Here is a 25,908-nt window from a genome sequence, read left to right on the forward strand (position 1 = left end):
ATGTTTGTTTTAATATTTTAGGAGGTTTAAATGAAAAAATTAAAAAAAGTAATGGCAATGTTCCTGTGTTTTACAATGTTAATTTCATTTGCGGGTTGTAATAAAGATAGCGGAACAAAAGAAACAGCAAAAGGTGAAGTTGAAAGCACTGTAAGTGGAGGAGAAAAAGTAGAAGATACTGTAGAGATTGAAAAGCCAGAAGTATCTAAAGTAAAATGGAACAGTGGAACCAGTGGCAACGTACTTGTAACTATTGCAGAAGAAAAAGGTTACTTTAAAGAAGTTGGACTTGAAATTGAAAATGTTCCCGCAGAAGCTAATGCAGGTGCTATGACTATGTTATCAACAGGTAAGGTTGATGTAGTTTCAAATGCTGGAACTTCAAATCCATTGCAACAAATATCTTCTGGTGTAGATTTAACTGTATTCGGAGGACATATGGTTCAAGGAGCTATGCCAGTTATTGCTAAAAAAGGTACGAAATGGAATGGTATTACAGACTTAGTAGGTAAAAAATTTGCTTGTAATCCAAGCTATTTTGCATTCCCAGGTGCCCTTATGGATGCAGGAGTAGAAGATCCTTTAAATGAAGTAGAATGGTTGACATATACTAATTATAATGATGCATTAGCAGCTGTGACCAGAGGGGAAGTCGATTATGCTTTGCTTGGTACAGGACTTACTCATACTGCTAAAAATAAAGATGATATAGAAATTGTTACTTGGCATGGGGATGTAATGCCTAACTATTCATGCTGTAGAATGGTTGCTCAAAGTTCATTTGTAAAAGATAATCCTAAGACAATAAAAAATATACTTATAGCTTTAATAAGAGCTCAAGATTTTTATGAATCTAATAAAGATGAAGCATTAAAAATGCATGCTAAGAAGATTAATGCCAGTGAAGATTATGTTGCAGCATATATGTTGGATGAACACTATAAAGTAAGCGTTGATCCATTAAGAAAATCAGTTGAAAGAGCATGGGGAATTCTTGATAAAACAGAATTTTTAGATGAAAAAGCAAAAGATATAAATATTGATGATCATATAAATACTGATATTTACTTAGAAGCTCTTTCAGAAGCGAAAGAAAAATACGGCAAAGATTCTCCAGAATTTTATGAAAATTTGGAAAATTTCTATAAAGAAAATAACTAAAATTTAAATACAGCCGGTTGTACCGGCTGTCATACTTAAAGGGGGATTATAGATGTGGGAAAAAGAATAAAAAAATTCTTTGCCAAGTATTGGGCAACAGCACTAATATATTTAGCACTAATATTTTTGTATGTTTTTATGACTTCATCAGGAAAAGCTAATTCTTATCTATTTCCAGAAGCTGGTCAAATTTGGAAAGCATTTACAGAAAATAGGGAACTAATGCTTATAAATATGTTATCATCATTTAAACTTATGATACCATCAGTTACGTTATCTCTAATTATTGCTATTTCACTTGGAACATTGATGGGAATGAATGATAGAATTAGAGATGCTCTCCATCCTGTGATTTATACATTTAGTGTAATTCCTTCTATTTTGTTATCACCTTTTGCTCTTTTGTTAGCATCAAGTTTTTGGACCGCTTCATTATTTTTGATAGTTTATGGTACGTTATGGTCAACATTATTTGCAACCATAACTGGTATTATGACTATTGATAAGAGGTATTTGGATAAAGCAAGGACACTTCAACTTACAGGATTAAAGAAACTAACAAAAGTTATATTACCTGCAGCAATTCCATCTATAATAGCTGGATTTATAAATTCATTACGAAGTACATTTGTAATGCTTGTTTATGCTGAAATGTATGGATCAAAATATGGCATGGGATTTTTTGTGAAGAAATATGCTGATTTTGGGCTTTATGATTATACATGGGCAGGTTTTATATTTATGGTAATAGTTTTAGTTATAGTTATGCAGTTGTTTGAAGCTTTAAAAAAGTATTTGTTAAGATGGACTGTAGATTGATATTTTAGATATGTGATTAAGAGTTAATGAAAAAATTACTAACAAGAAAAGTTATAATTTTATTATTATTGAAGTTTGAATTATGAAAAAATATTTCTCATATTAAACCATCATTATATGGTGATTTTATTTTTATAGTTAGTTATTTAATAAGAGGTTGATATGAAAATTGATATAAAAAATTTAACTTTTAAATATAGTGATATTGAAATATTTAAAAATTTTAATCTATCAATTAGTGAAGGGGAATTTGTTTGCTTATTAGGACAATCAGGTAGTGGTAAAAGTACATTGCTTAGAATAATAGCTGGACTTGAAGTACCAGAAAGAGGAAAAATACTTGTAAATGAAAAAGATATAAAGTCTCAAAAAGAAAATATAAGTATGGTTTTCCAAGATTATACTTTATTTCCGTGGTTTACAGTTGGGAAAAATATATTTTTATCATTAAAAGAGAAGTATCCAGAAAAATCTAAAAAAGATATTGAAGATATTATTCTATACTATCTTGATAAAGTAGGATTAAGTAAAGATGTATTTCAAAAATATCCATTTGAACTATCAGGAGGGATGAAGCAAAGATGTGCTATATGTCAAGCCTTTGCATTGGGAACAGAAATTATGTTGTTAGACGAACCTTTTGGTGCATTAGATGCAGTTAATAGGTTTAGATTGCAAAATCTTATAACTGAATTATGGTTAGAAGATAAAAACAATAAAAGAACTATCGTTTTTGTAACTCATGATGTAGATGAAGCATTATTGCTTTCAACTAATTTATATGTGCTTGGAAAAAGACCGTGTAATATTATTCATTCTTTAGAAAAAGAAAAGCAAGAACTTTATGACAGAGATGAATTTTACGCTGATCCTTATTTTACTGAAGAACGAGATAAAATATTGAAAAAGCTATATTTAGATGTAGAAAAAAGAATAACGGAGGAAGAAACAAATGAAAAAAGGTAAAAGAATATTATTTAGAATCATATCTTTATTTTTAGTGCTTTCGGTTATTGGGGGATGTGCACAAAAATTGAATAACGATACGAAAAAAACTGAAGAAACAGCTAATAAAATCGAAAGTGAAAATAAGAATAATACTGCAAAAAAGGATTTAAGTAAAGAACTTAAAACTGTAAATATGGGATATAATCCAAATACGGGAAATATCTTAGGATTTATTGCAATAGATTCAGGAATAGCAGAAGAAGAAGGAATTGATCTGGAATTAATTTCATTTACAAATTCAACGGATGCTTTAAATGCTCTGCAAGCTAAAAAGATTGATGTTGGAGTTTCTTTCGGAACAATTGCGCCTTTGACATTTGTGTCTCAAGGAGCAGATTTTTCTATTTTTGGTGGATATGTATCAGGGGGGATGCCAGTTTATGCTAAACCTGATATAGAATATAAAGGAATGGAAACTTTTTTAGGTAAAAAAATAGCTGTTGCAAGAATGTATACACCAGATGTTGTTTGGAGAGGGGCTATGTATAGAGCAGGATATGATCCTGAAAAAGATTGTGAAATTATTGAATTCAAAAAGCCAACAGATGTTTTAGCAGCAGTAACATCAGGAAAAGCTGATATAGGAATTGGTACTAACTCAACATATTTACAAGCTGTTGAAGCGGGATTAAAAATATTGACATGGACAAATGACTTAGACCCTATGCATGTATGTTGTAGACCAGTAGCTAATAACTCATGGCTAAATGAAGATAAGGATAGAGCAAAAAATTTGTTGAGAGCATGGATTAGAGCAGAAGATATTCTTTTAAAAGATCCTGAATATTGTGTAAAACTAAATGAAAAGTATATGGGACTTACTGAAGAAGAATCAAGAAAAATGCTTTTAGAAACAAACCAAGTTTTCGAATCAGATCCAAAAACAAAAGGTATAGAATATATGTGGGATATGATGGGAAAACTAAATTATGCAGATACTTCAGGTGTTGATTTAAGTAAACATATGAATAAAGAACTATATAAAGAAGCATTAGATGAGTTAATTAAAGAATATCCAGATAATGAAAATTTCAAAAAATTTGAAGAAAGATTCAAAGAATACAATGACTAATCAACAGAAACCAGAAGGTATAATAAAGAAAAAAACAAACCATAAAGTAACATTTATTATAATCTTAATAACTATCATTATATATGAGATCTTAACAGATGTTTTAGGGATCTTGGATAATGTTTTATTTCCAGGATTCTCTAAAATAATACCGAAATTTAAAGAGTCTTTACCAATGTTGTTAAAGAGTTTATTAAGTTCAAGCTTATTATTATTTCCAAGTTATTTTATAGCATTGTTTATTGGAATATTTTTAGGGATTATAGTTGGGACAAGAAAGCAATTATATGAGAGTTTAAAACCAATTATATTTGCTTTAAATCCTGTGCCTCCATCAATGCTAACACCATACTTGATTGCTATTATGCCAACATTTTTTATTTCATCAAGTAGTGTGATATTCTTGGGAGCTTTTTGGCCAATTTTTATTTCTACTATAAATGGAATAAGAATGGTGGACAGAAGATATTTGGATAGTGCTGATATGTTGGGATATGATAAATACAAAACTTTATTTTATGTTGTTATTCCAGCTGCATCACCAATGATATTATCTGGCATGGGGACGGCTTTAAACTTTTCATTTATATTACTATCAATAGCTGAATTATTTGCAACAACATCCGGATTAGGATATTTTATACAATATTATGCAGACTTTTCAGATTATGCAAGAGTTATTTCTGGATTAATATTCACAATGATATTTATTGTTATCATTATGCTTATGTTTGATAGATTTAAGAAAAAGATTTTATTTTGGACTTTCAGTAAAAAAGAAGTTGATTAGGAGATAAAAAACAAACTCACAACTTTAATACTAAAACAAAAAAGTCTTGATGAACCGTACTTAGTAAATGAAGTATAAAAACAAGGAGGAAATATATGAAAAAGAAATTATTATTAATGTGTTGTATACTATTTTTGTCTATAGGAATTATGGTTGGATGTAAGAATAATAATACACAACAAAAAGAAACTGTTAAGGAAACGGATTCTATTAATGAAAGCAATGTTAGTGAAGAAAGTAGTAAATACAAAGGTAAAAAGTTTAAAGTTGGTATAACAGCAGATTATGAACCTTGGTGTTATAAGGAAGGAGAAGAAATAAAGGGTATTGATACTGATGTTTTACAAGAAGTTGCCAAAAGAATGGGCTTTGATGGAGTTGAATTTGAGATAACTTCATTTGATGGCTTGTTTGGTCTATTGGATGCTAAAAAGGTAGATACTGTTGCAAAACAAATTTCTATAACTCCTAAGAGATTGGAAAAGTATACTTTCTCTGATCCTTATGCATATAATCCTTATAAAGTTTTAGTTCACGAAAATAATAATGATATACATTCAATTAATGATTTATTTGGACACTCTCTTGTAACAAAATATAATAATTCTGGATATGAATATATAACAAAGTTCAAAGAAGAGAATGATCCTGAGGATAAGATAGAAGTTGTTATTACTGAAGAACAAATTCAAGGATTTGTAGCTGCTGAGAAAGCTGATGCATGTTTTTATTCTGAACCAACTTACAACTTTAAACAAAAACAAGCAAAATTACCAATAAAGTTAGTTGGAGAACCTCTATTTACAGAAACTAATGGATTTCCTTTTTCAAAAGATGCTGATTCTGAGTTGATAGAGGATTTTAATGAAAAACTAAATGAAATGAGAGAAGATGGAACTTTAGCAGAAATATTTAATTTATATTTAGGACAAGATCTATCAAAAGATATTAAATAGAATTATGATATTCAGATGGAATGAATTTTTTGATATATTTGTAAAACTTCTACCCTATATAAAAAATACGGTTATCTTAGCTATAGCAATATTTTTCTTGTCATTTGTGTTAGCATGTTTGATCACTCTGGTCTTTGTATATGACATACCAGTTTTGAGGAGATTTTTTAAAATATATTCTTCATTTTTTAGAAGTACACCTTTAGTTGCACAACTTTTCTTTTTTTATTTTGCGATTACGTCAAATATTTCAATTATGAAAAATATGTCAAATACTATTGCATTAGTTGTAACGATGACTTTAAATGAATCAGCTTTTATAGCGGAGACTTTGAGAGGAGCGCTATCATCTGTTGATTCAGGGCAAAAAGAAGCGGCTTTATCTTTAGGCATGACAGATTTTCAAGCTATGAAAAGAATTGTATTTCCACAAGCATTTAGGGTTGCGGTTCCGTCTTTATCAAATACTTTTATAGCTATTGTAAAAGGAACTTCTGTAGGTTTTACTATTGGCGTTATAGAACTTATGTCACAAGCAAAACTTCTTTCTGCAATTGCCTTTAGAGTTATGGAAGGATATTTGGCGGTACTTTTAATTTATTGGTTTATAATAGTGATATTATCAAGAGCTCAAATATTGTTAGAAAAAAAGATAAATAAAGCATATTAGGAGAGTTAATGTTAGAGGTTAAACACTTATCAAAAAAATTTGGAGATTTAGAGGTACTTAAAGATATTTCATTTTCTTTATCACAATCTGAAATTTTAACTATAATTGGTCCATCAGGAACTGGTAAATCAACATTGTTACGATGTATAAACTATCTTGAAAAGCCAGAAGAGGGCACAATAGAGATTAACAACCTGAAATTTGATTTTACAGATATGGATAGAAATAAAATTTTAGACTTAAGAAAACAGACCAGCATGGTTTTTCAAAATTATAATTTATTCAAAAACAAAAATGTTATTGAAAATGTAATGGAGGCTTTGTTAGTTGTAAAAAAGAAAAGCAAGAAGGAAGCCTATGATATTGCTATGAAAAATCTTGCGTTAGTTGGACTTTTGGATAAAAAAGATGAATATCCCTCAAGGCTTTCTGGAGGTCAACAACAGAGAGTAGGAATAGCGAGAGCTATGGCTGTGGAACCAAAAATTATTTTGTTTGATGAACCTACTTCATCATTAGATCCTTTTCTTGTTAATGAAGTTTTAGATACTATAAAAGAGCTTGCAAAAACAAAGGTGAGTATGATAATAGTCACTCATGAAATGGAATTTGCAAGACAGGTTTCGGATAAAGTAATTTTTTTAAATGACGGAATTATTTGTGAAGAAGGTACTCCTGATAAAATTTTCAATAATCCAGATAAGGAGTTAACTAAAAAATTTATTAGTTCGGCAATGAGAAAATAACTCTACAAACCATTCACACCATAAAACCACAATTTATGATAATATAATAAAAACCCGGTAGCTCATACTACCGGGAATTTTTTACTTATTTAAAGGGCGTATTTCTTTAAATACTTCGCCGTCTTCTTTTATTTTTTCATTGTTTCCTATTGTTGCAGTATAGTCTTCTTTCATTGCTCTTTCAATAAGGTCTGCAACTTTTTCAAAGTCTTCCATTTTTGTTTCAAGGGCTTCTTTAAGATTTCTGTTAAGGTCTTCAGTTGTCTTTCCTGAAAGGTACATCGTAAGTGCAACTTGTCCCTTTTGCATATTTGTAAGTGGAGGATTGAATTTGTTTAAGGATCCAATTATAAAGCTTGAAAGCTCTTCCTTTGAAAGCTTTAAGTTTCTCAAGTAGTCTGCTACTGAGTTGTAAACATCAACGGTATTTTTTACGTTTGGATCTCTAAATGAGTACATGTGTACTGTTCCTGATTCGCTAATTCCCATTCCACAGCCATAGGCTCCACCTTGGGCTCTAATTGAGTTATAGATATAGGTTAGGCTTAGCATTGATGAAATTACAAACATTGATCCGTTAAACTCAAACTCGTCAGGGTCAAAGGTAAATGACTTTGCAACGTAGTTTACGTTTGATGAAGAAGTTATACCTTCGTTTTTCTTTTCTAAGTCAAATACAAGGTTTACACTTGGAAGTTCTTTATTTGAAAGATTCTTTATAAATTCCTCTCCTTCTTTTTCAACTCTTTCAAACTCCTCACGGTCTGTTGTAACATTTAAAATAAGTTTATTTTGGTTAAAGGTCTTTTCTTGAACTTCCACAAGTTTTTTCTTAAGTTCTTCAAATTTGTCGTCAAAGTTTTTATTTAAATCCCTTACGAAGTCATAGTAGGAAACTCCACCAATCATGTCGTTAAACATTCCAACTTGACTTTGGTATGATTGTGTTCGAAGGATTGCAATTGAATGTCCGTGTGATAGGATTTGATTTTCCAAGTTTATTAATATTTGGGAGATTAACTCTTTCATTCTCGCTCTGTCGTCAAACTTACTTCCCAGTAGTACATCTTCTATAAGTTCAAACATATCCTTTGATTTTTCTCCGATTGCCTTTGAAGAAACTCTAAACTTCTTATAGTATTTCTTAGGATCTTTATAGTCTACGATTGTGCTTAAACTTGTATCAATACCACCGGTCTTTAGGAAAAGTTCTGTTTCCATATCCTTGTAGGAGTGGTTTTTAGTTGAAACCTTTGTAAGCATATCGGAAAGTAGTGCAATGTACTGTATGTCTTCTTTATCTGCCCAGTCCAGGTCAAAGGCAAGGGTAATATAGTTTATCTTACCTGTGAAAAGGTCGTGATAAAGCACAACGTGGTTATCCTTCTTCAACTCTTCTGTAGGAATTTCTAAAACTTTTCTTTCAATGTCCTCAAGTTTAAGTTTTGGAATAGTATTTTTTTCTTCTTCGCTGTCTTCAGAGTTTTGGAATTTTTCAAGAACTCTATTTTGTTCTAAAAGTTCTTCCAATTCTTTTTCGCTTAGGCTTTCCTTGTACTCTTGAAGTTTTTTATCAACTTCTTTGTCCTTTTCCATATTCATTCCAGGAGTGGCTTCAAGAGAAATAATAACCTTATTTGGATTGTTTAAAATCTTTTCTTCAATATACTTTTCAAAGTAATCGGTGCCAATTTTTTCTCTAATCTTTGAAAGTACATCTTCAAACTTAAAGCTAAGGGTAGGGTCCTTGTCATATAGCCAAGTGTCAAGGCAGTTTATAAAGTAGATTATACCTTTTGTAGCAAAGTTTTCGGCTTCCCTTATGTTGTACTCCATCTTGTTAATGGCAGCTTCAATTTTCTTTGAGTCTATTCCACCTTTAACAATTTTTTTAAGTTCATCTTCAATTATATTTTTAAACTCATCCTTCTTGTCCTTTGTAGTGTTAATAGCCACAAGACCAAGGCCCATTTCCATTCCATCGGTGTAAAGGCCGTCAATGTCTTCGCCAATTCCACTTTCAAGTAGGGCAAGTTTTAGTGGGGAACCGTCGTTTTCAAATAGAGTGTCCCTAATAATGGAGTTGGTCAATGCATCCACTGGGTCATATTTAAATCCAGATCTAACACCGTAGATAAGCATGTCCTTATTCTTAGGATCTTCATCGGAAGAGATTGAGTATGAAACATTATAGTCTCTCTCCTTATCAAAATCCTTTTGGATTTCAATCTTTGAATCGATTTCGTCCTCTTCAAAATGTGATAGATACTCTTCATCAATAAACTTTAATTGTTCATCGGTGTTCATGTCGCCATAAATAAATATAAATGAATTTGATGGATGGTACAATTTGTCGTAGAAGCCAACAAACTCTTCATATGAAAGGCTCGGAATATCATATGGATAGCCACCAGACTCGTTGCCGTAGATTGAGTCAGGGAAAAGTCCCTTTGCAAACTCTTGGTACATTATTGTGTCCTTAGAGGAGTATGCACCCTTCATTTCGTTATACACAACGCCCTTGTAACTTAACTTGTCATCTTTGTCCTTTAATTCATAATGCCATCCCTCTTGTAAAAAGATTTCCTTTTTAGTTCTTACAGCAGGGAAGAACACGGCGTCAAGATATACATCCATAAGGTTGTGGAAGTCCTTGTCATTTCTGCTTGCAATAGGGTAGATGGTCTTGTCGGAAAATGTCATGGCATTTAAAAAAGTTTGTAGGGATGTCTTTAACATATCCATAAAAGGCTCTCTCGTCTTGAACTTTCTTGAACCATTTAACACACAGTGTTCAAGGATGTGGGCAACTCCTGTAGAGTTATGAGGTGGAGTTCTAAATCCAATACCAAACACCTTGTTGTCATCGTCATTTTCAACGGCCATTAGCCTTGCCTTTGTCTTCTCATGTTCAAAAATTTTAACATTTGAAGAAATATCATCTATAAATTCTTCAGAAATTAATTTAAATCCGTTTGTAGTCATAAATACCTCTCTTTCTATAAGTTATTATAACATTTGAAAAAGAATTTTACGACTTTAACATGGTTGGACTGTTTTTAAGTTTAAATATATAATAGAGTAGCAATGGATATAATAACGATAGGATAAAATAAAATTGAAATACGGAGGAAAAATGAAATTAATATCATGGAATGTTAACGGACTTAGGGCTTGTATGAAAAAAGGATTTATGGACTTCTACAACGAAGTGGACCCAGATGTTATTGGGCTACAGGAAATAAAGATGCAAGAGCATCAATGGGAGTTTGAAATTCCTGGAAAATTTGTATATATAAATGGAGCGGAAAGACCAGGGTACTCAGGCACAGCAGTAATAAGTAAAATAGAACCACTTAGTGTGAGCTACGGCATTGGAATACCTGAACACGACGACGAAGGTAGAGTAATAACCTGTGAGTTTGAAAACTTCTTCTTTGTAACATGCTACACGCCAAACTCAAAGAGAGGTCTTGAAAGACTTGAATATAGAACCACCGTGTGGGAAAAACTATTTAGAGAATATTTAAAAACTCTTGAAGAGTCAAAGCCAGTAGTACTATGTGGAGACTTAAACGTGGCACATAAGGAGATTGACCTTAAAAACCCAGACACCAATAGAAGAAACGCAGGCTTTACCGACGAAGAGAGAACTGAAATGACAAAGCTTTTGGAATCAGGATTTGTAGACACATTTAGATACTTCTATCCAGATGCAACGGACAGATACAGCTGGTGGTCATACTTTGCAAAGTCCAGAGATAGAAACATAGGCTGGAGGATTGACTACTTTTTAGTATCAGAAGCTTTAAAAGATAATTTAGTTTCTGCAGACATATTGGACCAAGTTATGGGATCAGATCACTGCCCTGTGGAATTAAATATAAAATTTTAGGAGGTAAAAAATGAAACTATCAGCAAGAAACCAATTGAAGGGAAAAATAATAGACATTCAAGAAGGCGCAGTAAATGGCATTGTAAAGATTGATATTGGAGGAGGAAATATAATCTCATCCACAATCTCAATGAATGCCATTAAAGAACTTAACTTAGAAGTGGGAAAAGAAGCCTACGCAGTTATAAAAGCCACATCAGTAATGGTGGGCATAGACGAATAGAATTAAACCTTGGAGAAATCCGAGGTTTTTTATTTTAATTAAAACAAACATAATGTTAACTAACGAGATTAAATTTGTGTTGTAGAAACATTTGAGTTAAGGTAGATGATAATATTCAACTTTGTAAGTTACATTTATTAAAAATAATGTATTTAGATTTGACATTATTATATAATGGGGAGTATAATTAAATAAAGAAAACGTTTGGAAAAATGTGTTATCTCACAGAAGAAGAAAGAAATAAGGGGGAAAGAAAAAGAAAGGATACAAATATGAAAAAAACAAAAAACTTTATATTGTTAGGGTTTAATATACTGCTGTTAGCGACAATTGCCATAGGCACAATATCAGTAGCTAACAATCATGCTGATACAGAATTTTGGCATGAATTTAAAGTTTATGAAAGTAAATTTACTGTAAATTTTGGCGAACATAGAAGAGTTGAAAAAGCAGATAATTCATCATCATATGTAAAATGTACTTTAAATAGATTTTATGTTGAATCAATTAGGTTACAAGACTATGGTAAAGGCATAAAGAAAAGTAGCTTTCCAAAAATGCATTTAAGTACTGGACAAGAAATGGTAGGGTCAAGTACTGTAAGAGTAGGGCAAAGAGCTGTGCCAAGAATTGAAAAAGGTGCAAGTTTATCTACTCCGTATGTAAAGGGATTATTTAGTCCAGATAATTATCAAGGTTATACAGATACCAGAAGATTAAATTAATAATTGAATAAAGTTTTTATTAATATTTAAAACAAAAACTGTCCCCCTTATTTTAAATATTTTAAATTGGTGGTTATATGAAAAGAAAAAATTTAAAATGGATAGTGCTGGCATTAATAGCAGTACCAGTAATCTATAAATTTATCACAATTGGCATAGGAGAAATTAATAAAAGTAATCTAAAAGATGAAGACAAAACTATCTATAAAGTAGGTGAAACAATAAAAAATGATGTTTTCCAATTGACTTTAGACAAGATAGTGGTTAGTAAAACACCAGAAGATATAGCGGGACTAAAAGAATATTTTGAAGATAATGAAAAGTATATAAATTTTAATAAACAAGCTGGCAAAGATATTCCTATTGAAATTTCTGATGATGGTGTTTTAGAAAATGATGTATCTTATTTAAAGGTATATTCTACAGGAGAGAATATATCAGATGAACCAGAAGTAGTTGTATCTTTGGGGAATTCTTTGATAGGTGGTGGAAAGCCTATAACGGCAACGGTTCTTTTTTCTGATAAGATAAGTGGAAAAGATATGGTTTTCAATGGGCATGGATTTAAAAAGGGAGAAAAGAAAAATGTAGTAATTTCATTTGTTGTTTGGGACAAAGATTTAGATCAATTCAAGGATTCGTTATATTGGAGTATAGATTTTCCAAGAGGTAAGGCTGAAAAAGAGCCATTAGCAAGAGCTGTAAAAATAGATTTAGAATAGGTGAATATAATGATAAATAGCTTTATGAAATTTGTCAAAAGGCAAAGAATTGTAATATTTTCTATGGTTATCTGCATCATTTTATTTCAAATTTATCATTATGGATATTTAGAAAACATGGATCCTATTGTAAAAAGATCTCTTTCTTTTTGGGATGAGCTATGGCTTTTTTTTAGCGGAGCAAAATATTTTGAAATTGGTGATACATACTTTGTTAAAGAATTGCCCTATATATGGATAGTTTTTCATAGTTTGTGGTTCTATATGATTTATAAAGAATTTAATTTAGATGAGTATGGAACTTCTATACAGATTTTAATACGTGAAAAAAGTAGGCAAAAATGGTGGAAGAAAAAGTGGAGAGAAGTTCAAATAAATAATATTATACTATTTTTTGTTTTCATAGTTATATTAAAATGTAGTAATTTTTATAATTTTAAAAATGAAAGAGAGTTACTTTTTAATGAATTGTATTTAAACTCACATCTTATAACAATACCTGAAAATTTAAATTTTAAAATATTATTTTTACGACTTATTCTGTTGCCTTTATTATGTATTATCACTATGACATCGATCCTTTCTACTGTTGAACTTGTAATTAATAAAAATATGACATCTTATATATCTTCTTTTATTATTATGTTTGCGTCACTTTTTTTTGATATACCAATTTTATTTATGAATTATTCGATGAGCATTAGAAACATGAATTATTCAAAGTTTTTGGTTAATGATGCATTAGGTATAGTGGTTTTGATAGTACTAAATATAACTATGTATATTTTTGGAATCGTATATGTTAGAAAGTTAGATGTATTATAAATGGAGGAAAAATGAAAATTAACATAGATAATATTTCTAAATCATTTGATAAAGGTTTAGTTCTTAATAACATAAATTTATATTTTGAAAGTGGAAAGGTATATGGATTAAAAGGGAGAAATGGAAGTGGCAAGACTATGCTCCTAAGGGCTATATCTGGACTCATTTTACCGGACAAAGGAACTATAAAAATAGATGATAAAATTTTGGGTGATGATTTGTCATTTCCACCAAGCGTTGGAGTATTGATTGAGAATCCAGGATATATACCAGAGCTTTCAGGTAAAGAAAATTTAAAAAACATAGCAGACATAAAAAGTGTTGTCTCAGATAAAGAAATAAACGAAATAATGAAGTATTTTGATTTAGAACCAGAAAGTAAAAAGCCAGTAAAAAAATATTCCCTTGGAATGAAACAAAAGCTTGGACTTTGTATGGCTTTTATGGAAGATCCTGAACTTATTTTATTGGATGAGCCTATGAATGCTTTAGATGAAAAAGCAGTTAATGACTTAAAAGATTTAATTTTAAAAAAAGAAAAAGAGGGAAAATTAATTATAATAGCCTCTCATGATTTGGAAGACTTAGAAGAGTTAACGGATGAAATCATAGAAATGCAAAATGGGGAGGTTGTAAATAAAAATTGAAAAGTAATTTAAAATTAAAAAGACGAATTTTTTTAAGTATTATAATTTTAGGATTTATTGGCTTAGCTTTTGGGATAGCAAAAAGACAATTAGAGTACCCTGCCCCATCAACTAAAATATATAAAAAAGGTGATGTAGTTAAAATATATGGGACGAAAAATTGCTATATAAAAGTTAAGGATAGCAAAATAGTTTCAAAAGAGGATTACTTAGAATTAAGTGGGGACGAAGATTATTTTCCAGAATATAATCAAAAGGCAGTAATCATTCACTCTGTATTTATGAATCAAGGTGATATTAAAGAAAGTGTAGAATACAATCTTTTCCCAATAAGTTATCTTGCAACAAAGAATATGGTTTCACCTATGAATATGTACAAAACTATAAATTATAACAAAGAAACAAATAAGTGGGAATCCGAAAGGATAAAAGGATTTGATATTTTGCCTGGTGAAGAAAATGAAGTTTATATGGTAGTAACGTTTTTAGACATTAATGATCCTAAAGAAGTATGGGAAAATTTTGAAAAAAATGACATATTTTTGACTGTTTCATATTATCCAGTTCATCAAAAAATAAAAGTAAACTAAAGGTGATGGCATGAAAGAATTTAAATCTGAATTTAAAAGGAGTGTAATGGGAAACTCCTTTAAAATTACAATAATTATTGGTATTACAATCGCAATCATTCAGTTTATAGTTAAAGGATTATTAACTGGAGAATATTTAGAGTTTTTGAAAGAAAACAATGTGACTACTGTTGGTGCTGGAATAAATAACATTCATAATAGATGGCTTGGGGGAGAGTTAAACAGCTTCTATAGTTCTATTTTTTGGGAGATTTTTCCTTTTCTGGCAGCAATTCCATTTGCAAGTTCCTACTATATTGACAGGAAATTTGGGAGAATAAAAAATGTGCTAACAAGGACAAATCCGAAAAAATATTACATAAGTATTTGGTGTGCTAATTTTCTTGTAAGTGGAATATCATGTATAATCCCTCTAATATTTAGCTTACTATTGCATTTAACAACATCCACATGGATGAAACCATTTATTGAAACCTCTACTTTTGAAGTTGGATATCAAAGTAGCAAGTTGATATTCTACTTGTTTTATAATAAACCGAGCATTTATTTGCTAATATACTTAGTGAATATTTTTGTTTTTGCAGGTTTGATTTCAAACGTTGGATTGGCATCGGTAATATTAGAGGACAAGTTCTATACTCCGTTGTTTGTTCCGTTTATAATATGGATTTTCACGGATCTTATGTCGCTATTATACCCAAAGATTTTTATAAGTTTTAAAGGATATCTAAATCCAGTGGGAGGAAATATAACTTTAACAAAATCTTTAATTTTAATTATTGTTTTATTTTTGTTATCTGCTGTTCCGCTATGGTATCAATATAATTACAAAAAGGACTTTTAATATGTACAGAAAATCTAAATTTTATATAGTCACGATTTTATTAACCATTGCTTCAATCAAAGGAGTTGTCATTTCAATAGAAAACTTTGAAAAAGAAATAGGATATTATTGTTTAGCAGACTTATTTACACAATATTGTAGTCCATTGCTTATAGGTTTTTTTATTTTACCTGTAATGATGTTATTTATATCGTCATTAAATAAGCGATATGAAAATCCATGTGCAATTTTATCTTTTGGAAGCAGGGAAAATATATATAAAAGTAGAATAAAAAATAGTGTAATTGTGATTTTTAAATTCATAACAGTTTTAACATTGACATTGTTTATTTATTGCAAGTTAAGATTTCCAGAATTACCATTAATTAACTGGAACAGTACTGAATCTTTTTTCTGTGATATAACAAATGGGACCATAGATATAGGATTTCAATGGATACTATTTTTATTTATAAGTGGATTATTTTTTAGTTCATTAGTTATTAGTTTCCTTATGTTAATAATAACTGAATTAACAAATTCAAAAGCTTATGCTTGGGTAGTTTTTTTGATACTTATGGTTAATGAGTTATTTTTTCCAAAATTTGCAATTTTAGTTGGACACTGCTTACTGAAATATGATTTTATGATTAATCAAATGTTGATAATTAAATATATTTTGATAGCAAGCTTAGAAATTTCGATTTTTAATTTCTTAGGCAAAAGTGCATTTTCAAAGAAAGACTTTTTATAAAAATTAAACCACTATAAAGCACTTTGCTTGGCAGTGGTTTTAAATTGAGAAAGTGTAAAATTTAATTATTAAAATAAAAAATAATAAAAAAGAATGAAAACGTTTGAAATATTCAGGGGGGTATGATATAGTTATATTAACTTAAAGCATAAGTTAAAAATATGCCAAGGAGGTTATTATGAAAAAGACAAATAAAATTTTTATTGCTATGTTATGTCTTGTTGCAATATTTTTAGTTTCATGTGGAAGCAAGGGAAGCTACAAGAAAAATTTTGCAAACAAAGACTACCTACATCTTTTTACAGCAGAGGAAGATGAGTACTATAGTGGATCTAAGGGAAATGTAATCATGTTTAAAGATGACAAGGTAATAATAAGCGAGATGGTAGAATCTGAAATGTATAAAACAAAGAAGAGCAAATTGGAGTCGGGACCAAAGTACTACTTAGATGAAAGAGAATACCAAAATCCAATCTATGACAAAGAAAATAATGAAATAAAAGCTGACGGATTAGAAGAAACCATTAAAGTTAAAGAAGATGGTGATATTGAATTTAATGGAAAGGTATATACCAGCAATACTGATAAAGTAAATTTAAATAACCAAGAAGGAGAGGGGACAGGAAATTAATATTAATAATATTAAGTTTCATTAAATGTACAAATTAATAGGGAGTGAAAAATTGCATGGAGGATATTATGAAAAAATTTTTAAAAAGAATCGTACCACTAATTTTATCATTTATTTTTATAATAGGTATTAATTCTACTAATGCATTTGCAGCTGAAGAAGCTTTAAGAATGGGACCGACTATATATAAAAAGAATGTTAGAACAACTAGTGAATGGGGTTCATTTAAAAGAGTTGGAAACAATATGACAGTTAGAAAAGGTGAAAATCATACATTTACGGTTACTCAAAAAGTAACATTTGGCACAAGTGTAACAGGGACAATTGATGGGCTGGGAATTAGTACTAGTAGCTCTGTTAGTAGTGAAATAGGATATAATTTATCTACTAGCAACCCTGGAACATGGTATCTAGCTTTTAGACCAAAATATAACGTGGAAAAAGGAACAAGAGTATATGTAAGTGGAGTTGATTCTACTAAAGTCATAGAAAACTCATATACTGTAAAAAAACCTATATATGGAGAGTATAAATTAATAAAAGTGAGATAAATGAACTTTTATAAGAACAGTATAAACCTATAATAACTAATTAATAAAAGCTCCCTATTAATTAACTATAGAGCAGGAGGTCACTATGAAAAAATCAAAAATCTTTTTCCATCTAATAGCAATACTTTTAGCTATGTTATTGTTATTCAATTACTACAAAGTATTAAACAAGGTGATGCCAGTGCGTAGTGAAATGCAAGAAATAGTAATAGTATTATTAGCTATGTATTCTATGGAAAAAATCTTGAATTTCATTAAATGCATAATAGAAATGAAAGAAGAAAAAGTAGAAAAATTTATAGATTCTTTAAAAGCAGAAGATGTAAAATAGAAAGAAATTAATTCCATTAACAAATAGTTTAATGAATGGTAAATATAATTTTTGTAAAAATTGTCGATAAATTTTATTTAGGAACTACAATGTGATATAGGATAAAAAGTAAAATTTTCTAAATTTGGAATTTTTGAAATTATCTACAAAGTAAATTTTATACTGAGTTTAAACCAAGCTATGCTAATATGAAAGTTGGATGTCCTACAGAGTTATACATTAAAAAAAGAATAAAAGTTATTGAAAGTTAAAAAAAGTTTATTAGAGACCGACACTTATAATAGGTGTCGGTTTTGTTATATAATCATATTAGAGGTGCATAATGAAAAGACAGGACTATGACATGGCTTTTATGTTGCGTTATGAAAACGTGGCGTGGTATGAAGATGAGCGTGTTCGCATTTTGGACAGAAGAGTGTATCCGACAGAAGTTTCTTTTGTGTATTGTAATACCTACACGGAAGTTGCAAAGGCCATTAAGGACATGGTGACACAATCTGCAGGGCCATACACAGCATGTGGTATGGGAATGGCACTTGCCGCCTATGAATGTAGAAATAAAAGTGAAGAAAAACAACTTGAATTTATGAAAGAGGCTGCCCATGCATTAACCTACGCAAGGCCTACAACTTCAAATAGAATGGGGAAGGTCTGTAGAAACTCATTAAAGGTTTTTGAAAAGGCACTAACTGAAGGGAGAGACGCGGACAAAGCTATTTTTGATTTGACAATCGAGTCTTTAAACAGGCGTTACTCTACTATGACCACTGTTGGGAAAAATTTAGTCAGTTTAATGGAAGATAATTACAATGTTATGACCCAATGTTTTGGAGAAACCATTGTAGGTACAATGCTTCGTGAGGCAAGGGAGAAGGGACTTAATCTACGTCTATGGGTTCCAGAGACAAGACCCTACTTCCAAGGTTCCAGATTAACTGCATCGGTGTGTTACGACATGGGCTTTGATACAACTGTAATTACGGACAATATGGTAAGCCAGGTGCTTAAGGAAAAAGATATTAACATTTTCACATCTGCCGCCGACTCCATAACCATGGACGGCTATGTAGTAAATAAAATTGGTACTTATCAAATTGCAATTTCTTCAAAGTATCATCATGTGCCATATTTTGTAACGGGGATTCCAGATATTGATAAAAAGAGTATAGATGAAGTTAAGATAGAATATAGGGACGAGAGGGAAGTCCTTGAAGCAAAAGGAGTTAGAAATGCCATGGATGGTGTGAGGGGATATTACCCATCCTTTGACATAACACCACCACATCTTGTTTCAGGAGTGGTTACAGACAAGGGCATCTACACCCCATATAATTTAAAGGAATATTGCAAAAGTGAGATAAAGGAGTTTTATTAATGAGATTTATAGAACGAAGACAGGAACTTGTTGATGGAGGTAATGCCCTTTTAAATCTTGGGCTAACCAAGGGAACTGGAGGAAACCTTTCAATATTTATTAGGGAAGAAAAGTTAATGCTAATAACTCCATCGGGAATTGAGTATCCGAAGTTGAAAATAGAGGACATGGTGTTAATGGATTTAAATGGCAATGTGATTGAAGGGGATTTAAAACCATCATCAGAACATAGAATGCACTCCATCATTTATGAAAACAGAGATGACATTGACGCTGTGGTTCACTCCCACACAACCTACTGCGGAGCTATCTCATGTTTAAGACAGAGCCTTCCAGCAGTTCACTACATGATTGCCGTGGCCGGGGGAAAGGACGTTCCATGTGCAGAGTATGCAACCTTTGGCACGGAAGAATTGGCTCAAAATGCAATAAAGGCAATGGGGGACAGACGTGCTGTTCTTCTTGCAAACCATGGACTACTGGCAGGGGCAAAGGACATAAAAAATGCAATTAATATTACTGACGAACTGGAATTTGTTTCAAAGTTATACTTTTTAACTAAGTCCGTTGGAAATCCCGTTATCCTTCCAGATGATGAGATGGAACTAATGCTTGAAAAGTTTAAGACCTATGGAAATATAAAGGAAAAGTAATGGATTATAAATTGCTTGACCAAGAAAGTGCAATTGAATACGCCAAAAGTAAAAAGTTATTTCAAAGTGATGAAAAAGTAACTTGTCAAGAGATTGGCGACGGAAATATAAATTATGTGTTTAGGCTTAAAGGGGAGAATAAGTCCTATATATTTAAACAGGCGGATGAACTACTTCGTTCATCACAGAGACCACTAAGCCAAAATCGTATGGATATTGAAGCCTTTATGCTTAACTACTACAACAAGTCCACGGCGAAGTTTGCGCCAAAATTATATTTCTATGACAGGGACTTGAAGTTAATCGCCATGGAAGATCTATTTGATTATAAAAATCTTCGACATGAGTATATGAATGGTAATTTTTATCAAGGTACAACAAAGAAACTTGGAGAATTTTGTGTAAAGAGCCTTCTTCCCACAACGATTTTTTACATGGATTTAAACAAGAGAAGAAAATTACAGTCTATGATATGTAATGAAGACATGTGTAATATTACAGAGGACTTGGTTTTAACGGAACCATTTATAGATTATAAAAATAGAAATGTTATTACTGATGGCCTGGATGACTATGTCGAAGGAAATATTTATAATGATAGAAATTTAAAGCTTAGGGCAGTGGTGCTAAAGGAAAAGTTTGTAAATGATAAACAGGCCCTCATCCACGGGGACTTACACACTGGATCCATATTTGTAAAAGAGGGCAGTGTAAAGATAATTGACCCAGAGTTTGCCGCCTTTGCTCCAGTAGGCTACGACCTTGGAAATGTGCTTGCAAATCTATTTTTTGCCCTTATATATAATGAATTGGTTTTGAAGAGTGTTGAGGGGGTAAATGAAATAAAAAAACAGATTGAAATTTTTATCAAGTCACTACAATACAATTTTTTTGACTACTTTAAAAAGAGGAAAGTTTTAGAACCGAGTTTTAAAAACCAAGACTTCATAAAAAAAACTATTCAAAGTTATATGACCGACATGTATTCATATTGTGGGACGGAGATTTTGAGAAGAACTATTGGCGACTCTAAAGTCTTGGAACTAACTACAATAGAAGATTTAAATAAAAGACAGATAGTGGATAAAATACTGATTAATTTTTCTAAGAATTTAATTAATAGTCCAGAAAGTTTTATGTCTACAAATGTTATAAAAGCTTATGAGGGTTGGCATAAAGCCATTAATCTAATATAATGATACTTATGTTTAAAGGATTAGAAAGAAAAGGGAATATACATGAGACAAGATGAATTAAATAATAGGATTGAAGAACACTTAGAAAGATATAAGAATGAAGTTTTAAAGATTGATGGAGAGGGGACTTTAGTAGAGTTAAAGGATAACTTTATTAATGACAGTTTCAATATTTTGGAAAAGTATTATCATGGGGATGAAATAAAAAGATATGGCAACGACTTAAAGTCTTCAAAGGTGATGGGAATGAATTTATTTCTTCCGATTTTAGAAAACAAGGCCCTTGCTAAAGATTTTATTTCCCATGTTTTAGGAAAAGAAGATATTGGAGAAGTTGTAGAGGTTCAGTTTGACAAGGTTGTAAATAACGACATTAACAACAGTATGGATTTGTATTTAGAACTATCTTCTGGAGAGAGAATCTATTTTGAGTTTACCTATTGGGAGGACCACTTCGGTTCCTTTACTGGAGAGAACAACCAAGCCATGTGGGATAATGAACTTTCAAAACAGGTTGAGAAATCTTTTAATCTAGAGGGCATAACGAGAGAAGATTTTTGTAAAAATTTCAGAATAAATAGAAATGTATCTCTTCTTGAAAACAAAAATGATTATACTGTGTTCATATATCCTTTTGAAAACGACCCACTTAATGAGAGAATGGAAGAGTTTGACTACGAAAATTTAATTGAAATTGACTTACATGAAATACTTTACTTCATTTTGAAGAGAGATTTAACGGAAGAAGAGGAAGAATACTTTAGAGAGTTTTCGAGAAAATATTTGATTTACTAATTGGGCTGCTACTTAGCGGCTCTTTTTTTGCCCTGTTTTGTTATTTTTACAGTAGGGTATAAAAAACATAGTGTAAATAAAGGAAAGGAAAGGAAGTAAACATATGAAAATTGGTTTAATAATAAATCCAGTTGCAGGTATTGGTGGCTCTGTAGGGCTAAAGGGAAGCGATGGAGAAGAGACTCAAAAGCTTGCCCTTGAAAAGGGCGGAAAGTTTTTGTCAAATGAAAAGGCAAAGACAGCTTTAAAAGAGGTTTTAGATTTAAAAGATAAAATAGAATTTTTCACCGGTGCAGGCAAGATGGGAGAAGAAGTTTTAAAGGAACTTGGCTTTAACTATAGGGTTATTGGAGAAAAGAAAGAACATACCACAGCCCAAGACACAGAGTTTATCGCCGGAGAACTAAAAAAAGAAAATGTGGATTTAATTCTATTTGCTGGTGGAGATGGAACAGCAAGAAATATATTTAATGCAATAGAAGTTTCCATTCCATGTATTGGAATCCCTGCAGGAGTTAAGATTCACTCTGCAGTTTATGCAAATAATCCAAAGGACGCAGGTCTTGTAATAAGAAAATATGTTGAAGACAAAGCTTCCATAGTTACAGCCCATGCTGAAGTTATGGACATTGACGAAGAGAAGTTTAGACAAAATGTCCTTCAAGCAAAATTATATGGATACTTAAATGTACCTAAGGTTGAAAGTCTAATGCAATCATCAAAGTCCAGTTCATCAACTTCTGTGGAAGAGATTGAAGGTATTGCAGAAGAATTGGAAGCTATAATGAACAAAAACCCAGATGACATGGTCTATGTTGTAGGCACTGGTGGAACTGTAAACTCCGTTATGAAAGACATCGGCTATGATGTTTCTCTTCTTGGAGTTGACATAATCTATAAAGGCGAAATCGTATTAAAAGAGGCCACAGAAAACGAAATCTACGACTTTATAAAGGATAAAAAAGCCACACTTATAGTTACTGTAATAGGTGGTCAAGGCCATGTGTTTGGTAGAGGTAACCAACAACTTAGTCCAAGGATAATTAGACATATCGGCAAAGACAATATAATTATCATTGCAACCCATGCAAAGCTATATTCAATCAAGGATGGAGTTATTAAAGCGGACACTTCAGACCCTGAACTTGACGAAGAGTTAAAGGGATATTGGAAGATATTGATTAATTACAACCACACAATAGTATTTAAATTAGATTAAAAGACGAGGAGATTTTTATGTTAGAAAGATTTTTAAAATATATTAGCATGGACACTCAAAGTGACGACAAAAATCCAAACTGTCCATCCTCAGAGGGACAACTTGAACTTGGTAAGCTACTTGTAAAAGAACTTAGGGAAATGGGAATAGATAACGCAGAGCTTGACGAGCATGGATACATCTATGCATCAATTGAGGGAACTGTGAAAGACGCTCCAAAGATTGGACTAATCGCCCATATGGACACTGCCCTTGAAATGCCGGGAAAATGTGAAAACCCACAAATCGTGGAAGAGTACAAAGGTGGCGACATTGTCCTTAATGAAAAGTACAAGCTAACTGAAGAGGAATTCCCATTTTTAAAAGACCTTGTTGGTCACAAAATCGTTACAACAGATGGAACCACATTACTTGGCGCAGATGACAAGGCGGGAGTTTCCATAGTTATGGAAGCGGCGAAGTTTTTTATGAACAATAGAGATTTAAAATTTGGCGACATTAAAATCGGTTTTACTCCTGATGAAGAAATCGGTAGGGGAGCAGATTTATTTAATGTGGAAAAATTTGGAGCAGACTTTGCATACACAATTGACGGTGGTCCTGTGGGAGAGCTTGAGTACGAAAACTTCAACGCTGCAACTGCCACATTGGAAATTGAAGGAAAGGCAGTTCATCCAGGTTCTGCAAAGAATGTTTTAATAAATGCGCTTTTACTTGCACAGGAGTTCAATCAAATGCTTCCTGCAAATGAAAGGCCAGAACACTCTGAAAAGTACGAAGGATTTTATATGCTTCACGAAATTAAAGGGACTTCAGCACAAGCAGAAATTGTTTACATCATCAGGGATTTCTTTAAAGATAGCTTCCAAGAAAAGAAGGATTTGATGCAAAATGCCGTGGACTTTTTAAATAAAAAATATGGGGAATGTATAAAGCTAAATATAGAAGACTCCTACTACAATATGAGAGAAAAGGTGGAACCACATATTGAAATAGTTGATCTTGCAAAAAATGCAATTTCACAAGCAGGACTAACTCCAATTATAAAGCCAATTAGAGGTGGCACCGACGGAGCGAGACTGTCTTTTATGGGCCTACCAACACCAAATCTCTTCACCGGTGGATACAATTACCATGGAAGATACGAAATAGTTTCTGTGGACCTTATGGAAAAATCTTTTGAAGTGATTAAAAATATTATTTTAAACAACGCAGAAGGTAACTAAATGGAAAATTTAGAAAATTTAAAACCACAGAGGGTCTTCTACTATTTTAAAAAGCTAATGGATATACCAAGGCCAAGTGGACATGAAAAAGAAGTTTCAGATTATCTTGTTGAAACTGGTAAAAAACTTGGCTTTGAAACCTATCAAGATGAATATTTAAATGTAATTTTAAAGAAAACTTCTTCAAAGGGCTATGAAGATGCGCCTAAGGTGGTACTACAAGGTCATATGGACATGGTTGGTTCAAAACTTTCAGACTCAAACCACGACTTTACAAAAGATCCTATCATTCCAGTGGTGGGAAATGGATTTTTAATGACAAAGGACACAACCCTTGGTGCAGACAATGGAATCGCCGTTGCCATGGCACTTGCCATAATGGAAGACGAAAACTACATTGGACCACAAATAGAACTTCTTGTTACAACGGAAGAAGAAACCAGCATGAATGGTGCATTAAAACTTTCTGACAAAGTTTTAGAAGGAGACTACCTTATAAACATTGATTCTGAAGAAGAGGGCATCCTTACGGTTGGATCAGCAGGAGGTCTTACGGTTTTCATTGAAGAAGACATTGAAAATGACGGCGATAAAGAGGGCTTTGAAATAAAAGTTCATGGCCTTAAAGGTGGCCACTCTGGAATGCAAATTCATGAAGACAGGGGTAATGCGGTAAAAATTTTGGGAAGCTTCTTAGCAGAACTAAAAGATATTTCCATTGGAGAATTTAACTGTGGCACTTTAGACAATGTTATTCCTTCAGAGGGAAGGGTAAAAGTTTATGGAAGTAATATAGAAGAACTTGAAAAAGCAAAGGAAAAGACAATTTCAAAATATTCTAAACTTCTTGGAGAACTTCAAATAAAGATAGTTGAAACCACAGGGCAAAGTTATTCAAAGGAGCAATCACAAAGGCTTATTAAAGCTATAAATGAACTTCCAGCGGGAGTTAACTCCTTTATGAATGACGAGCATACTGTAGAATCTTCAAATAACCTTGCCTTTATAAAGGAAGAAGATGGAAAGATAAAAATTGAAATCTCCCTACGTTCATCGGAAAATCATGTGTTAGAAGAACTAACAGAAAAAATCACAAAAGTTTTAGAGGAAAATAACTTTAATTATGAAATAGGAGCAAGATATCCAAGTTGGGAGTATAAAGAGGACTCAAAACTTCGTGTGCTTGCCCAAGAGCTTTATAGGAACATGGAAGGAAGAGATTTTGAAACAATTGTAATTCATGCAGGCCTTGAGTGTGGAGCAATTTATGAAAAATATCCAAACATGGATATAATTTCAATCGGACCAAACATAAGGGGAGCCCACTCGGTAAAGGAAAAACTTGAAATAAAATCGGTGGAGAGAGTTTATAATTATTTGGTGGAACTATTAAAGGAAATAAAATAATAGAGCATGGTGAAAGCCATGCTTTTTTATATGAAAATTTACGAAAAATACTTTTAAAATTATCATCTTTAATATAAACTTAAATCAGATAGGAGATA

General features: G+C 31.7%; 28 protein-coding genes. 27 read left to right on the top strand and 1 reads right to left on the bottom strand.

Going from position 1 to position 25,908, the window contains the following annotated elements; translation table 11 throughout:
- Nucleotides 1-30 precede the first annotated feature (30 nt).
- The 8 genes from BN2746_RS00775 (at nucleotide 31) to BN2746_RS00810 (ending at nucleotide 7,222) form a co-directional block, all read left to right on the top strand.
- Entirely contained in the window at nucleotides 31-1,161 is a 1,131-nt protein-coding gene (locus BN2746_RS00775) for an ABC transporter substrate-binding protein (RefSeq protein WP_055077963.1), read from the top strand.
- Between the two features lie 54 nt (nucleotides 1,162-1,215).
- The gene (locus BN2746_RS00780; protein WP_055077964.1) at nucleotides 1,216-1,980 is read left to right on the top strand and encodes an ABC transporter permease; all 765 of its coding nucleotides are present in this window, start codon (nucleotides 1,216-1,218) and stop codon (nucleotides 1,978-1,980) included.
- A gap of 162 nt (nucleotides 1,981-2,142) precedes the next feature.
- Nucleotides 2,143-2,946 carry an ABC transporter ATP-binding protein gene (locus BN2746_RS00785; RefSeq protein ID WP_055077965.1) on the top strand — a complete coding sequence of 268 codons (804 nt, stop codon included), beginning with the start codon at nucleotides 2,143-2,145 and terminating at the stop codon, nucleotides 2,944-2,946.
- Nucleotides 2,933-4,060, top strand: a complete 1,128-nt coding sequence (locus BN2746_RS00790) for an ABC transporter substrate-binding protein (RefSeq protein WP_055077966.1) — start codon at nucleotides 2,933-2,935, stop codon at nucleotides 4,058-4,060. The genes BN2746_RS00785 and BN2746_RS00790 overlap by 14 nt, the downstream gene beginning before the upstream one ends.
- Nucleotides 4,053-4,850, top strand: a complete 798-nt coding sequence (locus tag BN2746_RS00795; RefSeq protein WP_077064914.1) for an ABC transporter permease — start codon at nucleotides 4,053-4,055, stop codon at nucleotides 4,848-4,850. Before BN2746_RS00790 ends, BN2746_RS00795 begins: the two co-directional genes overlap by 8 nt.
- Nucleotides 4,851-4,945: 95 nt before the next feature.
- Nucleotides 4,946-5,806: a transporter substrate-binding domain-containing protein gene (locus BN2746_RS00800; protein WP_055077968.1), complete on the top strand. Its 861-nt coding sequence runs from the start codon at nucleotides 4,946-4,948 to the stop codon at nucleotides 5,804-5,806.
- 4 nt (nucleotides 5,807-5,810) lie between these two features.
- A complete protein-coding gene (locus BN2746_RS00805; protein ID WP_055077969.1) occupies nucleotides 5,811-6,476 on the top strand; it encodes an amino acid ABC transporter permease in 666 nt (221 codons plus the stop codon).
- Between the two features lie 8 nt (nucleotides 6,477-6,484).
- Nucleotides 6,485-7,222, top strand: coding sequence for an amino acid ABC transporter ATP-binding protein (locus BN2746_RS00810; protein WP_055077970.1), 738 nt, complete (start codon nucleotides 6,485-6,487; stop codon nucleotides 7,220-7,222).
- A gap of 81 nt (nucleotides 7,223-7,303) precedes the next feature.
- Here BN2746_RS00810 and BN2746_RS00815 read toward each other — a convergent pair whose 3' ends face one another.
- Nucleotides 7,304-10,207, bottom strand: coding sequence for an insulinase family protein (locus tag BN2746_RS00815; RefSeq protein ID WP_055077971.1), 2,904 nt, complete (start codon nucleotides 10,205-10,207; stop codon nucleotides 7,304-7,306).
- A gap of 151 nt (nucleotides 10,208-10,358) precedes the next feature.
- Between BN2746_RS00815 and BN2746_RS00820 the strand changes: the two genes are divergently transcribed.
- The 19 genes from BN2746_RS00820 (at nucleotide 10,359) to pepD (ending at nucleotide 25,810) form a co-directional block, all read left to right on the top strand.
- Nucleotides 10,359-11,117 (top strand): exodeoxyribonuclease III, encoded by a 759-nt coding sequence (locus BN2746_RS00820; protein WP_055077972.1) that lies wholly within the window; start codon nucleotides 10,359-10,361, stop codon nucleotides 11,115-11,117.
- Nucleotides 11,118-11,127: 10 nt separating this feature from the next.
- Nucleotides 11,128-11,340 (top strand): TOBE domain-containing protein, encoded by a 213-nt coding sequence (locus BN2746_RS00825; protein WP_055077973.1) that lies wholly within the window; start codon nucleotides 11,128-11,130, stop codon nucleotides 11,338-11,340.
- 272 nt (nucleotides 11,341-11,612) lie between these two features.
- Nucleotides 11,613-12,065, top strand: a complete 453-nt coding sequence (locus tag BN2746_RS00830) for a hypothetical protein (protein ID WP_148445309.1) — start codon at nucleotides 11,613-11,615, stop codon at nucleotides 12,063-12,065.
- 77 nt (nucleotides 12,066-12,142) lie between these two features.
- The gene (locus BN2746_RS00835; RefSeq protein ID WP_055077975.1) at nucleotides 12,143-12,787 is read left to right on the top strand and encodes a hypothetical protein; all 645 of its coding nucleotides are present in this window, start codon (nucleotides 12,143-12,145) and stop codon (nucleotides 12,785-12,787) included.
- A 9-nt stretch (nucleotides 12,788-12,796) separates the two neighbouring features.
- Nucleotides 12,797-13,612, top strand: a complete 816-nt coding sequence (locus BN2746_RS00840) for a hypothetical protein (protein ID WP_055077976.1) — start codon at nucleotides 12,797-12,799, stop codon at nucleotides 13,610-13,612.
- An 11-nt stretch (nucleotides 13,613-13,623) separates the two neighbouring features.
- Nucleotides 13,624-14,259, top strand: a complete 636-nt coding sequence (locus tag BN2746_RS00845) for an ABC transporter ATP-binding protein (RefSeq protein WP_055077977.1) — start codon at nucleotides 13,624-13,626, stop codon at nucleotides 14,257-14,259.
- The gene (locus BN2746_RS00850) at nucleotides 14,256-14,849 is read left to right on the top strand and encodes a hypothetical protein (RefSeq protein WP_055077978.1); all 594 of its coding nucleotides are present in this window, start codon (nucleotides 14,256-14,258) and stop codon (nucleotides 14,847-14,849) included. Before BN2746_RS00845 ends, BN2746_RS00850 begins: the two co-directional genes overlap by 4 nt.
- A 10-nt stretch (nucleotides 14,850-14,859) precedes the next feature.
- On the top strand, nucleotides 14,860-15,693 hold the full coding sequence (locus BN2746_RS00855; protein WP_055077979.1) for a hypothetical protein: 834 nt from the start codon (nucleotides 14,860-14,862) through the stop codon (nucleotides 15,691-15,693).
- Nucleotide 15,694: 1 nt separating this feature from the next.
- On the top strand, nucleotides 15,695-16,426 hold the full coding sequence (locus BN2746_RS00860) for a hypothetical protein (protein ID WP_055077980.1): 732 nt from the start codon (nucleotides 15,695-15,697) through the stop codon (nucleotides 16,424-16,426).
- A gap of 178 nt (nucleotides 16,427-16,604) precedes the next feature.
- The gene (locus tag BN2746_RS00865) at nucleotides 16,605-17,057 is read left to right on the top strand and encodes a hypothetical protein (protein ID WP_055077981.1); all 453 of its coding nucleotides are present in this window, start codon (nucleotides 16,605-16,607) and stop codon (nucleotides 17,055-17,057) included.
- A gap of 68 nt (nucleotides 17,058-17,125) precedes the next feature.
- On the top strand, nucleotides 17,126-17,608 hold the full coding sequence (locus BN2746_RS00870; protein ID WP_055077982.1) for a hypothetical protein: 483 nt from the start codon (nucleotides 17,126-17,128) through the stop codon (nucleotides 17,606-17,608).
- An 85-nt stretch (nucleotides 17,609-17,693) separates the two neighbouring features.
- Nucleotides 17,694-17,939: a hypothetical protein gene (locus tag BN2746_RS00875; protein WP_055077983.1), complete on the top strand. Its 246-nt coding sequence runs from the start codon at nucleotides 17,694-17,696 to the stop codon at nucleotides 17,937-17,939.
- Between the two features lie 322 nt (nucleotides 17,940-18,261).
- Entirely contained in the window at nucleotides 18,262-19,314 is a 1,053-nt protein-coding gene (locus tag BN2746_RS00880; protein ID WP_055077984.1) for an S-methyl-5-thioribose-1-phosphate isomerase, read from the top strand.
- Nucleotides 19,314-19,967 carry an L-fuculose-phosphate aldolase gene (locus BN2746_RS00885; RefSeq protein ID WP_055077985.1) on the top strand — a complete coding sequence of 218 codons (654 nt, stop codon included), beginning with the start codon at nucleotides 19,314-19,316 and terminating at the stop codon, nucleotides 19,965-19,967. The genes BN2746_RS00880 and BN2746_RS00885 overlap by 1 nt, the downstream gene beginning before the upstream one ends.
- The gene (gene mtnK / locus BN2746_RS00890) at nucleotides 19,967-21,163 is read left to right on the top strand and encodes an S-methyl-5-thioribose kinase (protein WP_055077986.1); all 1,197 of its coding nucleotides are present in this window, start codon (nucleotides 19,967-19,969) and stop codon (nucleotides 21,161-21,163) included. Before BN2746_RS00885 ends, mtnK begins: the two co-directional genes overlap by 1 nt.
- Nucleotides 21,164-21,205: 42 nt before the next feature.
- A complete protein-coding gene (locus BN2746_RS00895; protein WP_055077987.1) occupies nucleotides 21,206-21,958 on the top strand; it encodes a PGN_0703 family putative restriction endonuclease in 753 nt (250 codons plus the stop codon).
- A 103-nt stretch (nucleotides 21,959-22,061) separates the two neighbouring features.
- A complete protein-coding gene (locus BN2746_RS00900; RefSeq protein WP_055077988.1) occupies nucleotides 22,062-23,177 on the top strand; it encodes an ATP-NAD kinase family protein in 1,116 nt (371 codons plus the stop codon).
- A 17-nt stretch (nucleotides 23,178-23,194) separates the two neighbouring features.
- Nucleotides 23,195-24,403 carry a peptidase T gene (pepT, locus tag BN2746_RS00905; protein WP_055077989.1) on the top strand — a complete coding sequence of 403 codons (1,209 nt, stop codon included), beginning with the start codon at nucleotides 23,195-23,197 and terminating at the stop codon, nucleotides 24,401-24,403.
- On the top strand, nucleotides 24,404-25,810 hold the full coding sequence (pepD, locus tag BN2746_RS00910; RefSeq protein ID WP_055077990.1) for a beta-Ala-His dipeptidase: 1,407 nt from the start codon (nucleotides 24,404-24,406) through the stop codon (nucleotides 25,808-25,810).
- Nucleotides 25,811-25,908 lie beyond the last annotated feature (98 nt).

Source organism: Lagierella massiliensis (assembly GCF_001407835.1).
Lineage (GTDB): Bacteria > Bacillota > Clostridia > Tissierellales > Peptoniphilaceae > Mediannikoviicoccus > Mediannikoviicoccus massiliensis.